The organism is Priestia sp. YIM B13490, from assembly GCF_042787735.1.
Taxonomy (GTDB): Bacteria; Bacillota; Bacilli; order Bacillales; family Bacillaceae_H; genus Priestia; species Priestia megaterium.
Map to the genome: position 1 here is coordinate 1 of NZ_JBHZOT010000015.1, position 15,810 is coordinate 15,810.

Annotated in this window: 10 protein-coding genes, 1 rRNA gene and 1 pseudogene; 7 read left to right on the top strand and 5 right to left on the bottom strand. The window is 32.2% G+C overall.

Translation table 11 applies throughout. The features are described from left to right. Together ACFX4R_RS25575 and ACFX4R_RS25580 are read right to left on the bottom strand one after the other, a co-directional pair. Nucleotides 1–60 (bottom strand): 16S ribosomal RNA (locus ACFX4R_RS25575); the annotation flags it as partial. Between the two features lie 750 nt (nt 61–810). Beyond that, entirely contained in the window at nt 811–2,154 is a 1,344-nt protein-coding gene (locus ACFX4R_RS25580; protein ID WP_377570908.1) for an FAD-binding oxidoreductase, read from the bottom strand. Between the two features lie 940 nt (nt 2,155–3,094). Between ACFX4R_RS25580 and ACFX4R_RS25585 the strand changes: the two genes are divergently transcribed. The 3 genes from ACFX4R_RS25585 to ACFX4R_RS25595 all read left to right on the top strand — a co-directional run bounded on the left by ACFX4R_RS25585 (nt 3,095) and on the right by ACFX4R_RS25595 (nt 6,493). Next, nucleotides 3,095–3,766, top strand: a complete 672-nt coding sequence (locus ACFX4R_RS25585; protein ID WP_377570911.1) for a hypothetical protein — start codon at nt 3,095–3,097, stop codon at nt 3,764–3,766. Nucleotides 3,767–4,234: 468 nt separating this feature from the next. After that, nucleotides 4,235–4,762, top strand: a complete 528-nt coding sequence (locus tag ACFX4R_RS25590; RefSeq protein ID WP_377570914.1) for a spore coat protein — start codon at nt 4,235–4,237, stop codon at nt 4,760–4,762. Between the two features lie 198 nt (nt 4,763–4,960). Further along, complete coding sequence (locus tag ACFX4R_RS25595; protein WP_377570916.1) at nt 4,961–6,493, top strand: sialidase family protein; 1,533 nt, start codon at nt 4,961–4,963, stop codon at nt 6,491–6,493. A 319-nt stretch (nt 6,494–6,812) separates the two neighbouring features. On the opposite strand, the gene ACFX4R_RS25600 is transcribed toward ACFX4R_RS25595, so the two are convergent. After that, nucleotides 6,813–7,706 carry a transcriptional regulator gene (locus tag ACFX4R_RS25600; RefSeq protein ID WP_377570919.1) on the bottom strand — a complete coding sequence of 298 codons (894 nt, stop codon included), beginning with the start codon at nt 7,704–7,706 and terminating at the stop codon, nt 6,813–6,815. Nucleotides 7,707–8,693: 987 nt separating this feature from the next. Between ACFX4R_RS25600 and ACFX4R_RS25605 the strand changes: the two genes are divergently transcribed. From ACFX4R_RS25605 to ACFX4R_RS25615, 3 genes are all read left to right on the top strand, one after another. Next, nucleotides 8,694–10,082 (top strand): replication initiation protein, encoded by a 1,389-nt coding sequence (locus tag ACFX4R_RS25605; protein WP_377570921.1) that lies wholly within the window; start codon nt 8,694–8,696, stop codon nt 10,080–10,082. Between the two features lie 175 nt (nt 10,083–10,257). Continuing rightward, nucleotides 10,258–11,199 carry a tyrosine-type recombinase/integrase gene (locus tag ACFX4R_RS25610; RefSeq protein ID WP_377570923.1) on the top strand — a complete coding sequence of 314 codons (942 nt, stop codon included), beginning with the start codon at nt 10,258–10,260 and terminating at the stop codon, nt 11,197–11,199. A 1,045-nt stretch (nt 11,200–12,244) separates the two neighbouring features. Continuing rightward, nucleotides 12,245–12,820, top strand: a complete 576-nt coding sequence (locus ACFX4R_RS25615) for a MerR family transcriptional regulator (protein WP_047749663.1) — start codon at nt 12,245–12,247, stop codon at nt 12,818–12,820. A 127-nt stretch (nt 12,821–12,947) separates the two neighbouring features. On the opposite strand, the gene ACFX4R_RS25620 is transcribed toward ACFX4R_RS25615, so the two are convergent. Together ACFX4R_RS25620 and ACFX4R_RS25625 are read right to left on the bottom strand one after the other, a co-directional pair. Beyond that, nucleotides 12,948–13,652 carry a hypothetical protein gene (locus ACFX4R_RS25620; RefSeq protein WP_377570926.1) on the bottom strand — a complete coding sequence of 235 codons (705 nt, stop codon included), beginning with the start codon at nt 13,650–13,652 and terminating at the stop codon, nt 12,948–12,950. A gap of 53 nt (nt 13,653–13,705) precedes the next feature. Next, nucleotides 13,706–14,386: a hypothetical protein gene (locus tag ACFX4R_RS25625; RefSeq protein ID WP_377570928.1), complete on the bottom strand. Its 681-nt coding sequence runs from the start codon at nt 14,384–14,386 to the stop codon at nt 13,706–13,708. A gap of 373 nt (nt 14,387–14,759) precedes the next feature. Between ACFX4R_RS25625 and galE the strand changes: the two are divergent. After that, a pseudogene (gene galE, locus ACFX4R_RS25630) lies at nt 14,760–15,739 on the top strand (UDP-glucose 4-epimerase GalE). The last annotated feature ends 71 nt before the right edge of the window (nt 15,740–15,810 follow it).

Sequence of the window (15,810 nt, forward strand, 5' to 3'; positions counted from 1 at the left end):
TTGCATGTATTAGGCACGCCGCCAGCGTTCATCCTGAGCCAGGATCAAACTCTCCGAAGAAATGTTTGACTTGCTCATTAAAAAAATAAAAATTAACGTTGACGTTTGTCGCTTTGTTCAGTTTTCAAAGTTCAACCGCCGCTCTTGAGCGACCTTGTTATCTTATCAAGTTTTCAACGTGATGTCAACAACTTTTTAAAATTCTTTTTTCAGCTTCGTTGTTATTGATATCTCTCAACGACGCCTTATTATAATAATATATTAAAATTAAAAAATCAACATATTTTTATATTTTTTATTTATTCTCTAATTGAAAAAAGTTTAAAATAACATATTTAATTTATAGATAATAGCATTGTGCCTTCACTATAATAAGGCTTACCTATCTTTTGGAGCAAAAACATGGTGTAATGAAAATCACCAATACTTTAATTTCAAAAAAAGAGTGCTTCTTATTTAGGAAGAAGCACTCTTTTTTTTGAAATTATAATTCAGTTAAGATTCCCCATTAATCATTTGCTCTGTCATCCAGCTTTTCTGCGAATAAACAGAATGTGTTATAATAAGAATATCTTTCGATATCACTGCACATGTTGTCTTAAGAAGCCATATTTGTTTTGACTAATATGGCTTTTTCTTCTGTCCATTTAAGTTTTCCTCCAAATTTCTCTGTACATATTTACAATTGGTCTCATGTCCACATATTAAATTCTTTTCTTATATTACATAAAACTTTTAGAAATAAATAAATAAAAATCCAATAAAAAAACGCTATCTGTGAATTCAATTTGTTAAATAGAAAAGATAGGTTTAAAATTTAGGACGTATACTTTGTGGAAAACGAAACACATTTTCAGGATCATATTTCGCCTTTATTTTCCGTAGTCTTTCATAGTTTGATCCATAGTATGCTTTTCCGTATTTTTCAATATTTTGATCTGGAACATTCACATATGATCCTGTTACATATGCTTTTAACTGTTGGCGTACTCTTTCAACGGATGCAAGATTCGCATCTTTCTGCGATTCATTGTCCCAACTAGAAGTCCATTCCGTGTAAAACAGTGGATTACGCCAAAAGAAGGCTGTTTCGTTACTTGGTACTCTGCTTAAAGCACCACCCCAATTTATAAAAAAGAAATTGGCTTCTGTTCCTGTAGCCTCTTCTAAAAATTGTTTCATAATTGAAATTGGTTCGTTCTCCCAAATGTCAAATACCCAGGCCGAAGAGAATTTAACACTCTGATCAGATCTGCCAGGAATAGGTTCATCAGGATCTAAGAAATCTATAGCATCTGGATAAGCTAACGTCTCTATAATTGTTTTTTTGGGGGTTCCAGCATTTAGTAAAGGTTTTAATAATCGCAGTAACTCCCTTTCCGAACCCAAGAAAATCCCCTCTGCATGGCACAATCCATTTATTTTGCTGTAAATCTCAAGTAAACACCCTAATCGTTCGTCTACGAACGGCGCCCATTGTTGCCAAGCTCTAAATACAGTTTCTAATTGTTCCCATGGCCAGATAATATTGAAGACAGTTGCTGTCTTAGGGGCCCGGTGAACTTTAAATGTGTATTCTGTGTTATATCCAAAATTACCGCCCCCACCGCCTTTAGAAGCCCATAGTAAATCTTCATTAATACACTCATCTGCTTGAATAATTTTTCCTTTTGCATCTACCATTTCTATTCCGATAAGGTTGTCACTAACAAGCCCAATGGAGCGTGAGAGTACTCCAAATCCTCCACCCATGGTGATTCCTCCGATTCCAACGGTTGGGCTATCTCCGAACGGAGCCATAAAACCTTCCCGAGCTAACCCTTTTACTAGCGGCCCAACATGAATTCCTGTTTGAACTGTTGCAATCGCCTTTTTCTTATCTAAAGAAACTTTTTGCATATCACTCACATCAATAACAACGCCACCCTTTACTACTGAAAGATTCTTATCTAGAGCATGGCGGCCACTTCTGACACGCATCGGCACTTCATTCTCTCGAGCCCATTTAATAGCATTACTTACATCTTGCGAGTTCTGGGCGAAAACAAAGACAAGAGGATTCACATCAACATAAGGATTCCAATTCTTAGTTGCTTCTTTATAGCCGGGGTCCCCTTTAAAGATTACTCTTCCTGTTAACTGTGTTGATCCCATTAACTCAACTCCTAACTTTAAATTAAAAATGCAATTATAAATTTTATGTAATATAAATAGTAAAATATGCAATCTAACTTGATAATCATAGGAGATACATTAATAAAATTCGATATATTGAGTAAACTACTTAAGACAGATAAATTATTAATCTATGGCTGAATTTTAAAGAACGGAAAAACTCGCTTAACGTATTAGGGAATTTTTCTGTTCTTTAGATATATCCTATACATATTTAGTTAACAAAATAGAATTTATAATAAACAATATAAAGAAGCCCTTTTTATTAAATTAAGGGCTTTTTCGTATTGCAGCTTGTCTACCTATGAATACACTATAAATGAGTGAGAATTAACTCACTCACACCTTCTGGCTAATTCAGCTATAGAAAGGAGGTGATTAAAATAGAAACATATAATCCCTACAGGAGTTAAAACAATTAGCTCAGACTAATGGGTTCGCGGGTAAACGAGATGATATCAAGGAGAAGGCTTCAGAAAACCACGCTATCAAAGAAGGAAAAATTGCAGATTTAGAACACGTGTCCGGATCTTTAGATGATGACCTCGAAGAATATAACGATTTCTGAAGGGGAAGCCACTAGATATATTGATATACCAGTGTTTTTATATACTACATTGAATCTTTGCTATTAAAGTTTAATTATATTATTACTAGCTATAAAAGCTATCCATTAAATGGATAGCTTTATTTTTTACTCACCATAATAAATGTTCTAGTTCTAGATAGATATGTAATCAAAAAAAGTCTTTGATTCACAAGGACTCTTTTACTTTTTCAATAAATCGTTTAATACGGGTTTTTATACATTCAACTCTTACTAAATAAAAGGAAATGAACAATTTCTCTAGAATTGGTGTAAATAAAATTTCATTATATAGCAAACACAAAGAGAACATATTAGGAACGGGGGCCAACTATGGATATCAAGCAGGATACAATAAATGCTGAAGAAATGGCCAAGCGGTTAAATACAACCTCCAGCAATATTAGAAAATGGTGTATTGAATTAGAAAAACAGGGTTATGAGTTTGTTAAGGATACTAGACGAAAACGTTACTATTCTAGTACTGATCAAACTTTATTATCAAATTTAAAATATGCTATTCAAGAGAAAAAACTGCCTTTAGAAATAGCTGCCATGACTGTTGTAAAAGGTTTTGATAGGAAGCGTTCCTCCTCAAGCACACAAGAAGAACACATAATAAATAAAGAAAATAACCTTGATCTTACTGTTCCCCAAGAACATAATAATCACACAGCAGATGCCGTATTAAATACAATAAAAGTACAATTTGAACAACAACAATCCATTAATAATAAATTATTAGAAATGCTAGATCATTATAAAGATGCTCTAAAAATATCAAAAGACGAAAGAAAAATAGAACAAGAACAGATGAACAAACAGTTAAAAGAGTTAGAAGAACGTTTGACTAAAGAAATAAGTCAACAAATTAATAATAGAGATAAAGCGATAATGGATTATATACGTCAGTCACAAAAACAAAATCAACAACAATTATTAGAAATTGCAACTGCAAAAGAAGGGAAACCAAAAGGTTTTTTCACTCGTTTATTTAGTAAATAGCCCTTTGATTATGTATGAAGTGTTCTTAATCAGGCACACAAGAGGACTTACTTTATCACTAACAAGAAGTTGACCTGGCCGCCTTAAGGCGGTCTCTTAGCTTTTATAAATAAAAAGCCATTGTCATTTCTTCTTATTCAATCCCCCTCCATGGATTATAGTCTCAACTCTAGAAATACAATCATGTATCTTATCCCCTTTTGAACAATTCACCGATAAAGTCTACTCAATGTATTACCCCAATAGAAAGTAATATTGAAAAATGCAAGAGCTTCAATAATTTAAAATTCCCACCTTCCTTTAAAGAAAATCCTAAATTTAATTAATAAGAACAAAAGATATATTTAATGATGCAAAAATTTATAAATATTTAAAGTCAAAAAGAAAAAAGTAAAAGGGACAAGCATACAAGCAATTTTTAAAATTTTTCATATTAATAAAATATCAATATATAAAGGAGGGGAAACTTTGGGTTCTTCCAAAAAGGGAAATCGTCACCATGGTTCTCATAAGTGCTCCGATCACTGTTGTTGTCTTACTCCAAAGTCTTCAAGAAAAAAAGAAACAGGATGTAGAAAGAGAAAATCAACATGCTTTAAAAAAGATACATCATTTCATAAAAAATATAATAAAACCAATTCACTTGTTGGATTTGACGCAAACCAAGAAATTCTTAGCAATCAACTTTCTGATTCAATAATTATTGTGAAAAATTCTTGTAATGTCGATGTTAATTTAACGGATAGACAAACGATATTAATCTTTCAAACATTTATACAATTGTTAGCGATCTTTTTGCTATTAATAGGCTTAGATACCAATTCAATTAAACTATTTATAGAGGAAGTTTCGCAAATTGTAAAAGTGATACAGGAAAGCGAACAAAAAGTAATTATTAAAAATAGCTGTCATGTTAATGTCACGGCAACGCATACAGAGACAGTTATTTTTATACAACGCTTTTTGCAAGCCTTAGCAGTTTTATTAGCTGTCTAAGATTATTTTAAAATTTAATGTATATATCTAAAAAGAAGTTTTTGACTAAACTATAACAATAAATAGAGTTTGAGGAACTTAATATCTTACTCTCTATCAACTAAAAGCGTACAAGCTAATAAAAAAAGAAGAAAAAGCCTTTAGAATTATAGAAGCAGCCAACTGTTTATTTTAAAGGCTTTTTTAATTAAAAATGTAATGATATCGCTAGATAAGTATAAAAGCCTTAAAAATGTTAGTCCAATAAGTTATAAGATCAATAAAGAAAGGAAGATTGAGATAAAAAAGTCTAAAAGAATTTATATTACTGATCCAACAGACAATGGAATTTCTGAGTATTCTAATCCTATTAATAATAATGAGTGTAAGTGTAATCATGCAAGAATTGAAAGACAGGTTAATAAACCTGATGATGGAACTACTCAAAGTGAAACAAGTTTAGCATATTTTAAAAATTTTATACTATATGGATTTAATGACCTTTCGGGAGAAAATGGAAATGTTTCAGGGTATGCCTTCTCAAACGATTTAGGTAATACCTGGTCTAGAAGTAGAATACTCCCCAATAACCCAGGTGGAACAAATGGCGGAGACCCAGTAATAGCTGTAGACAAAAATGGTATTTTCTACTATGGCCAAGTTGGAGTAGAGACTATAGACGGTAATGCAGAAGGAGTAATTAGTGTATCTACAGGAACTGTTAATCGTAAAGGAAGAATAAGTATGAATCCCCCTCAAATTGTAGGGAGAGGCAAAAATCCAAAAGCTGAAGCTGGGTCTCAGGATAAAGAATGGATTGCGGTAGGTCCTGACAAAAATAATCGAGGAAATGAAGCACTATATATTGCATGGACGGATTTTACTCCAGGAAGGGATACTACTAATATTCGCTTTTCAAAATTTACAACGGGACGACACATAACTCCAATTATTGAAAACAAGGATATTGTTGTCGGAAACGGTAAATTTGTTTCAGGTTCGTTTGTCGTAGTAGACAAGCGCGGTACAATTTATGTTTTTTATGAAGAAATAGCTAAGAATGGATTTGGTGTGCTAGGTCAACCTAACAGAACAATTCGCATGACTAAATCAACTGATGGTGGAAATACGTTTCCTATAGATGTATCCGTTTCAACACCATTTGCAGCTGCAGCCACCACAACAAGACCATGTAATCAACCATCAATAGGCGTTAATAGTTCTAGACAAATTCGCATGAATGAATTTCCCCATGCTGCCATCGGTCCAGATGGTACTCTATACGCAGTATGGAATGCTGGTAGAGTTATAGGCAGTAGAACCTTTATCAATGTATTTTTAGCCTATAGTAAAGATAAAGGGGCTAGTTGGAATCAAGTTAACGTTAGTCAGAGTATTGCCTATTCATTTTTCCCGAGTGTAACAGCTAATTGTGCAGGTGCCCATATTCAATATAATCGCTTTAACGATCCGAATTTAGTAGGGGGCACGGGCAATGGAACATTCGGCATATTTATGAAAACCTTCTCTCTTCAGACAGGAGTAAGCAACGAAAAAGTTATAAGTAACCCATACTCTAGAGTACCTGTTACAATTGATGCTGAATGTTATATGGGAGACTATAATCAGATTATATCCGGCCCTGGTAGCTGCTTATTACATTCTTGGGGAGATAATCGTAATGTTGTAAATGGTCAGCTCAATCCCGATGTTTTCTTTGCATTAACCTCTTTAAATAAAAATCCCCAATAATGTAACTCTCTTTTAAAAAGACTTTAACCCTTCCAAAGCATACTATATAAGATAGACGACCAATAAAATTTATTATTTAAGATTATGTAAAGTTGATTATACCCTACATTGTGAACAGCAACTTATGATATTTATTTACCTTTCACTTAGGAGGAACGATACTCCCTGTTTCTCCTGTTAATGCATAATATACAACTCTTTAATTGCATAAAAACATCCCTTTTGAATAAATTTTCCACAAGATTCTCCTATTAAAACCACTCTAATAAGTTAACCTTCAATTAGCTTCTATTCTAAAAACACATATAAAAAGGGAAAATTATGCTTCTAAAAAGTTGTAAAATAGTGCACTATTAGAAGTTCGCTGAACTTCCCTTCTACGTTCCACTGCAAATAAACTCCTAAGTGTTCCATAAAAATAAGCTGTAAAAGTGTTCTTTATTCGCTTTTTCTTGTAAGCAAAAACTGTCTCTTTAAAGGCTTGAATAGCTACAAAATCTAGATGTTCTAAAGGTTGCTGAAGACCGCTTATTCTATAAGCTAATCGCACTTTCCCCCATAATTCATAAATATCGTCTGCGTAAGGAAAAAAAGGTCTTACAGCATCTTTAAAAGCTGTTGGAATAAAAGACGGTACATAATCCGATGAGAGTTTATAATTAACATTATTACGTATGTATTTATTTAAATCTTTTAAAGATAAATTATAGGTAGACTGTTTTTTTGTATCTTTATTCTTACTCTCCCAAGTGTTCTCATTATTTTCTGTTTTAACATCTGCTTCAACATTAGACTCTAAATCAAGCTGTAAATACTTAACCCAATAACTAAAATAAGGGTGATTTACAAATAAGTGCACTGGGTTCCCTTTTCCATTGTTACGAGGACAGCGACGATAAACTGTAACAATTTGTCCTTGTTTTCGTAATTCTTTTAAATGACGATCGATTGTGCCTTTTGACTTTTCGTAGGTTTTACCTAAGTATGTACTGCCTGGGAAGCAAAATCCTTTTTCTGCAGCAAACCAACAAAGGCGGTCTAAAGCTTTTCTAGTTCCTTCGTGGAGACGATAAAATTTCTCACCATAAAGGTTGATAATTTCTTTAAGTAATTTTCGTTTCATTGATTGATGTTGAGAACGGTTTTCTGTGAAACTCTGATAACTTTTCATATAATCAAATTCTTCTGTCGTAAGCATACGCGTAGTAGCCATTAGTCTATCCTCTCCTTTTCAGGAACAAAAAAAGACATCGCATCCCAGAAAATAGGAAAACGATGTCGGATTTTTTGACAGACTACGCCCTTGAAATAAATCTAATTATCCGATAAAATAAAGGCGTAATTAAATTTATGTATTAGGACTTTGACAGGTGTTTTCCCTAGGTGTTTTAGGGTTAACGGTGTAAGGGTGTTGGCGCACCACTTGCACACGTTGGAGTCTTTTTATATTCCGCACTGTTTTAGTGACTCTATTATACCGTCTATTAATCTTATAATTCAATAAGAATTCATAATCTCCTCATAAAACCTCTGTATTTTAACTATGATTAAAAGTTACTTCGTTTGGATATACTTCTAATATTCTAAAAAACTCACTACAAATGTATCTGTTTACTTAATTATTACGCTTGAAAGTTATAAAGTAAAAAAACAACTACTCTCTTATGTTGTTTTACTGTTTTATATATTGTTTTATATATTTGTTTTATTGTTTTATTGTTTTAGACCGTCTTTAGACACTGATATTACAACGTTTATAAGCCTAAACTATCACTAATTTTGCGCGAACTATCACTAATTTTGCGCGAACTATCACTAATTTTGCGCGAAACTATCACTAATTTTGCGCGAAACTATCACTAATTTTGCGCGAACTATCACTAATTTTGCGTGAAAAATGCAAATATGGCTTAAGTATCACTAATTTTGCGTGGACAATCTAGATGTGCTTTAAGTATCACTAATTTTGCGTTGAAAATGCAGACATGCTTCAACTATCACCAATTTTGCGTATTAAAATGAAGATTGAGTTTAATAAATCAAGAATGAGTAAGGTTTCTAAAGTTAACAAACCTCATGAAGTATCACTAATTTTGCGTGATATTTAATTTCTAAGGACAGGTTGCTCTTTAACATGCAATTTACACAGTATCACTTTTATGATATTTTAGTGATAGTTTAGAAAAATATGGGGGATTTTATGAAGAAAACGACTGTCGTTCAACCATATGATCTGGAAAGTATAAATATAAAAAATTGGGTAACTAAATCAAACATCCTCATTGAGAGTACATATAAATTGTCTTTACAAGAGCAAAGAATTCTTTTGATCATGGCATCTAAAGTGCAGCCTAATGATGAAACGTTGAAGACCTATAGATTTCGAGCGAAAGACTTTATCGAAATCGTAGGCAATAAGAAAGGAACAGGTTTTTACTCTTATTTAAAAGAAATCGTAAATGGCCTTCAAACAAAAATTCTTACGATAAAAGAAAAAGGCAGACAAAGAAATTACAACTGGGTAATTACATCTATTTATGAAGAAAACGAAGGATACATAACATTACAATTTCATCCTAGCTTAAAGTATCTTTTTTTAGAGCTTAAGGAAAAATTTACATCGTATCAATTAGAGAATGTAGTGAGACTCAATTCGGTCTATTCCATTCGTATTTATGAGCTGCTTAAGCAATATGAGCGTCTGCGAAAAAGGGAACTGACTCTTGAAGAATTACGTCATTTTTTAGCTATTGAACCTACTAAGTATAAACAGTATGGCCATTTTAAAAGTAAAGTATTAGCAGTAGCTCAAAAAGAAATTAATAATAAAACGGACATCCACTTTGAATTCGTAGAAATAAAAACCGGTAGAAAAGTAACATCCATAGAATTTATCATTACTAGTTCACCCGCGTTGAATGATGCTAGCGCTATTAAAGAGAAAAAACTAGAATTAAATCAACAATTAGTGGGGTTAGAAGATCACGAAAACAGTGTTCAGAACGATTTAGTGGACTTAGGAGTCAAACCGGAAAAAATAGAGTGGCTTTTATCAGAATTTACAAAAGAACATCTAGAAAGAAATATTAGATATACAAAAGATCGTTTGATTACTGGAGATGTTACTCATCCTCATTCCTACGTAGTAAAAGCGATTCAAAAAGATTACGCCAAGCTCTCACAGGAATCAAAGCTTATTAATTCTAAAAAGACTGTAAAAAAAGAATTAGTTCCAGATTTTATAGCCCAAGATAGAGATAAACAACAACTCCTTAAAGATTCTACATTAAAGGAAAAGCAAGAATCATTTTTAAAAGAAATTGGAACTCAAATGGAATTTGAAGAAAAGCTCCTGCAGTTCCAAGAATTAAAAAAAATGCTAATTTTAAGTTCAGATGAACCTAATCAAGAAGAAGTTAAAAAAGCTCAAGAAGCAGGTTTACAAGAAGTCATTCGGAATATAGAAGAGGACTTAAAAAAGCGTCAAGCCTTAGAGCTAGAACCAAGGCTTGTTAAGGATTTTAAAAATAAAGAACTAAAGAAAATCTATAAAGAATTTTTGCAAAGTAAAATTTCAAATAAAACTTAGATCAAATATAGAAGAAATCAAAAAGCATGCCTTTAAGGGTATGCTTTTTTGTTTGTTTTTTAAACAAAACGGTAAATTTAATATATCGAATGTAATAAAAGAAGCTTCTATTTAGTGAGCGGGTTAATTATTTTTGCTATAATAATAGTATATTAAATTTACCTAAAGAAAGGATGTGTTTTATTTGGATAGGTTTCTTCTCCTTCAGAAATTCCTTTGTCATTTGAACGAATCTAAAAAAAAATCTTCCACAATTTCAATGTATAAACATGATTTAAAAAGTTTTTTTGAATGGTTAAATCATTATCATCCTAATATCCCCCCGGAAAGCTTGCCGCAGGACAAAAAATATTATGATGAGTACTTTAGTTATCTAAAAGAAAAAAAGTTATCAGAAGCCAATCTGAGGCGTGTGGCATCACATTTGAATGGATTGTTAAAATATTATAACCTCATAAGTTATATTGGTCTTTTACAAGGAACAAACAAAAAACAACGTGAATTAACGGATACTGACTTTATAACTGAAGCTGACACGTTGCTTCTTTTAGATTCTGTTATAAGCCATAAACACCTGAGTGATATTCAATCCCAAATACACAAATATATAGGGCCTCGTAATCATTCCATGTTTGTCCTTATGATTCGTTATGGCCTAACTGTTAATGAGGTTGTATCTCTCAATATAAAAGACATTAATTTTGGACAAAATACATTAATGGTTAAAAATAGTAAAACAAATCGTATATTAGAGCTTTCTAAAGATGATAAAAAAATCATATATAATTACCTATCAACAATACCTTTGCTATTTAGACCTAAAGACTATACAGATGATCCATTATTTATTTCTTTTCATCCTCAAAAAATGGTTTATTGGTATGATTACAGTTTAGATAAACCTAAAAGGATTAGTGTAATTGGCACAAAACGTATGATTGAAAGAGAAGTTAAACGTTCAGGTATAAAATCAAATGTAAGATCTACTCACTTCCGAAACAGCTGTATTCTTAACAAGATTCATGAGGGATATTCCAACGAACACATTATTTACTACTTTGGATTGTCTAGCCGCCATGCTTTATATCGATTCAAGCGATATTTAAGAGTAAAATAAAAAATAAGTTTAACTTATTTTTTTATTTAAATCCTTTTATATCAATAATTATATTTTAACAAGTTAAACTTGAATGCGGATTCTATCCAGCGGATTCTAGAAAATAAAACCAAGTTAAACTTTAGTTAAACTTGGTGGTTCACACTTTTAAAATTCACTTATTCAAAAATTAAATTATTATGGCATTGGTTTGCCCGATTAGTATAAATCATTAGCTTAACAGCCATACATCAACATTATAATAACCAAATTTATTTACTATTATCTAGAATGTAATTAGATTTATTAATCTTGATTAAACACTAGAGAAAGTACATTCCAGATTCGGTGTAAACCCTTGATAATCAAAGGTTTGTTGTATTTCTAGATTTCGTTGTAAAATTTAAAAACCTTGAAAATAAACTACAAAAAAGTTAATGTTAGTTTTAACCTAAGAAGATATTTATATAAAGGTTGCACAATCCAAAGAGAAGTTCCATTAAATCACTACATTAGGGTAAAATTCTTAAGGATCCATCACTGATATTATTTTATAAAAAACACTTACATAAATCTTGACTTTAAACTAGAGAAAGTACATTCTAGATTCGTCTAAATCGTTTTTGTACCAAGGTTTTAGATGTTCTAGTTTTTGAATTCTAAGAAAAGAATATGTATATTTTTTAATGACAAAAGGAACCTGCTAAGTTATCAAATACATTTATTTGGAGACGCTTGTAAAATAAAGAATTCATTAATAAGATTAACGTATTGATTCTTACATTAAGTTTTTGAACTACATATATAACTTGTCTATTATGAAAAAAATCGTTTTACTCTTGCAAAGTTCATCATTTCATCTAGAATTAAAAAAAGAATAAGAGTTGACGGGAAAGAAAAAATATAGATAAAAGAACAGGAATTCAAAGTGATTAATAGAATTTTACTAGAAATATAAAACTTGAATAACATCTGGTACAACCACGTTCTAGAATCGCAATTAATATTGATATAGCAACTTTAAAGTTTATCTAGATTTTTGTATAGAAAGGAGAAGCCTAGAAAAATGTCTAAAAAAAATGAAGATGAAATTGTTTACACGCTGAAGGACACCGTAAAGCTAACTGGTTTAAGTATAGATCTTATTCGCTTATACGAGAAAGAATTCAACCTCCAGATTCAACGAACAGAAGGAGGGCATAGAAGGTATAACAAACAAAATATCGATTTGTTAACTGAAATCAAAAAAAGAATTCAAGAACAAAATTGGAGCTATAAGATGATAAACCAATGGCTTCAAGGTGAAATTGTGCCCGAAGCAGTTGAAGTTCAATCAAATCTTGAGAAGAAAGTAGAATCTCTTGAAGAGAAAGTTCAAGAATTGCTTAATCGCTCTGAAAAGGATGAGCAATTTCAACTAGCACTTATCCAACGATTAGATGAACAAGGGAGTCTTATAAAGAAACTTACAGAAAAGCTAGACCATCAAGACAAATATATTGAAAACAACCTAGAAAAACGAGACGAAAAATTGACTAGTGCCATACGTGAAATTAGCGATACAAAAAAACTGATCGCGGCCGCCCAAGAAAATCTAGATTCAAAACCAAAAGGATTCTGGAGTAAGATTTTTGGCGGTTAATATGTAATTTAAACTATAAAAGCAGCAGGATTTTTGTACATTACAGAAAATCCTGCTGTTTTTATAATTTATTTTTAATAATTAAATATTGAATTTCGAAACTTTATGGTTAGTTATCAGAAAAAATTTATGATTGGTAAACAATTCTATAAGGTCTTGAAGGAGAATTTACAGGTGAGGCAGCTTTTACTAATACAGTTTGTCCATTTGATGGAATCATATTTTTAAACACATAAACTCTGGTTTCTCCGCCTGGAGCACCACGTCCTCTAGAAGCTTTTCTTGGAACAATATTTCTTTCGTTATTTGGATCAAGTATCCAATGAGAATACCATAGCTGTCGTAGAAACTGTCTATTGGTACTTTGAGGGCGTTCATCAAATACACAGTGATTAATTTGTCCTGTCCAATATAAGTATCGACCATTAGAAATTCTCCATTCGTTACCTGATCGGTATCTAATTCCTACACATTCTCCAGGATAAATAATATTAGGGACGTTATAATGATTAGCCCTTTGGCAATTAGGGTCGTTATATCCATTATAAGGTGTTACCCTGACCATTTGTATCTGATTCCTTCTAAAATAAAGATATTGTTGAGTTACTTGTCCTGTAGAACTATCAACAGCCAAATGACTAAGGAGAATACCATAATAAGATTGAAGTTTTGTAGTATCTATACTTGTAGTGACATTTAGCGTATTAGAAGTAGCATTTATAACGCCACCTACTAACCTTCCATTATGAACACAATATCCATTTCTACATGAAGCGCCACTGCTTGCTCTATATAAAACCCCTACACAAGATCCACGGTTTATTATTGTCAATTGTTTTCACCTCCACTATAAGAGATTTTATGATTTCTTTGAAATTATCGTCTCTACATGTCTCTAGGACCATAGCGATACTTCGGTTCCGTTTGGTAATAATATCCACTTCTTACTTGAGCAATCCAATTTTGAAATATCTCTCTCCATTCAACTCGATTAAAGAACTCATCAAGTGGTTTGGTAGAGTCCCATTCGATGATCTGGAATGGAGTGACAGCTGGATTCCATACGCCTACGCTATTGACTCCTTTTTCTTTGATGAGCAGGAGAGGTAATCCTCTTTGATAACCCATACTAGGTTCTATTTGTAAAAAAGGAGCGCCTTCCCATGATGGTTGTGGTAGATTTTCTCCTGTATTTGTTTGTGTATAATTAGCAAAAACTTGCTGCATATTGACTGCAATTAATCCATAACTTGAGAGCACCAACCGTCGTACGCTTGTCAATGTTTTTTCAGGATATTGCTCTGTATCGGGTAAAGTACGTGGAAAAAGTAAAACATTCTCAATTTCTCGAATGAGACGTCGGAGAAATCTCGATTGAATAGTATTAAGAGAGGAGGGGTGGCTCAGAAATACAGGTATTCTAAAAGCCATGTCAGCTGCATTATCGATTCCATTTTCCTCTTGTGCCTCCCTATATTCCTTTTGAGAGTTAGGGTAACGCTCATTTAAATAATAATTGCCATCTCTAGAATTGTAGTGAGTGTAATATTTTTTGATTGTAATCATCCTTTCTTCATGAACTCTCTATATTTTATTCATTTTTATAAAAAAGAAATGTGTGCTTGTCCAAGGTCTTTAGTAACATTTTCACTTAGCTTTTTCAGAGTTAATATTATAGGTTAAAAATTTATAATTAAAGCAAGCCATAATAACGGTTAAATTATCTTGAAAGTGTAGTAAGTTTGTCCAAGCAAAAATACATAATTAAGCATTTAATATACTAGAGAATTCAATGCATAAAAGATAAGGATACACCATTCTTTTAGAACCTGACATTATAAACAATCAGCACTAATCCTGTTTGTAATAATCTAGGATTGTTAGGTTTACAAACTCTCTTACAACATACAAAATCAAAGGAGCATACGGAGGAATATCTGTGAGTATATTGGTAACCGGAGGAGCTGGCTACATTGGGAGTCACACTTGTCTTGAACTCCTCAATGCCGGCTATGAGATTGTAGTAATAGATAATCTTTCTAATAGCAAACCTGAATCATTGAAACGGGTATCCGAATTAGCTAAAAAAGATTTCAAATTCTACAATGGAGATTTACTTGATGAAAAAACTGTAGAAAAGGTTTTCTCTGAAAATAAGATTGACGCCGTTATTCATTTTTCCGGATTAAAAGCTGTTAATGAATCAATAGAAATTCCCCTTCATTATTATCATAATAACGTCACTGGGACCTTAATTCTTTGTCAAATAATGAAAAAACACAAGGTTAAAAAGCTAATATTTAGCTCATCTGCAAACGTTTATGGAATACCAAAACATGTACCAGTTATTGAGGATTCTCCACTAGGACCAATAAACCCTTATGGACGAACAAAATTGATTATTGAGGAAATTTTAAGAGACTTATATATTTCAGATCATAATTGGAGTATCAGCCTTTTGAGATATTTCAATCCAATTGGAGCGCATGAAAGCGGAAGGATAGGGGAAGATCCCTCTGCCATTCCCAATAATCTAATGCCCTATATTAATCAAGTTGCGATAGGAAAAAGAGAAAAAGTTAATATATTCGGCAAAGACTACAATACGCATGATGGGACAGGGATAAGGGATTACATTCATGTTGTAGATTTGGCTAAGAGGCATTTAAAAGCCTTAGAGAGGGTTCTTCGAACTACAGGTATAGTGTAATCGACCTGATTAAGAGTTACGAAAATATTACTTCTCAAAAAACTCCATATAATTTCACTTGAAGAAGAGCTGGAGATATTGATAAATGTTATGGTGATACCACTAAAGCTAAAGAAAAACTAGGATGGAAAGCAACCAAAAATCTAAAAGACATGTGTCATGACTCATGGAATTGGCAAAAAAATACCCCGAATGGATATATAAAATAAAACTTTTGGCACGTAAAATATAATTTAAATAGTTTTCTGACTTCAATTTACAAGCATTTGTATTATGGAGT

Excerpts from the sequence above, each read along its gene's own strand:
- ACFX4R_RS25600 (WP_377570919.1), bottom strand. The coding sequence starts at position 7,706 with ATGGCTACTACGCGTATGCTTACGACAGAAGAATTTGATTATATGAAA.
- ACFX4R_RS25615 (WP_047749663.1), top strand. The coding sequence starts at position 12,245 with ATGTCTAAAAAAAATGAAGATGAAATTGTTTACACGCTGAAGGACACC.
- ACFX4R_RS25585 (WP_377570911.1), top strand. The coding sequence starts at position 3,095 with ATGGATATCAAGCAGGATACAATAAATGCTGAAGAAATGGCCAAGCGG.
- ACFX4R_RS25605 (WP_377570921.1), top strand. The coding sequence starts at position 8,694 with ATGAAGAAAACGACTGTCGTTCAACCATATGATCTGGAAAGTATAAAT.
- ACFX4R_RS25580 (WP_377570908.1), bottom strand. The coding sequence starts at position 2,154 with ATGGGATCAACACAGTTAACAGGAAGAGTAATCTTTAAAGGGGACCCC.
- ACFX4R_RS25625 (WP_377570928.1), bottom strand. The coding sequence starts at position 14,386 with ATGATTACAATCAAAAAATATTACACTCACTACAATTCTAGAGATGGC.
- ACFX4R_RS25595 (WP_377570916.1), top strand. The coding sequence starts at position 4,961 with ATGATATCGCTAGATAAGTATAAAAGCCTTAAAAATGTTAGTCCAATA.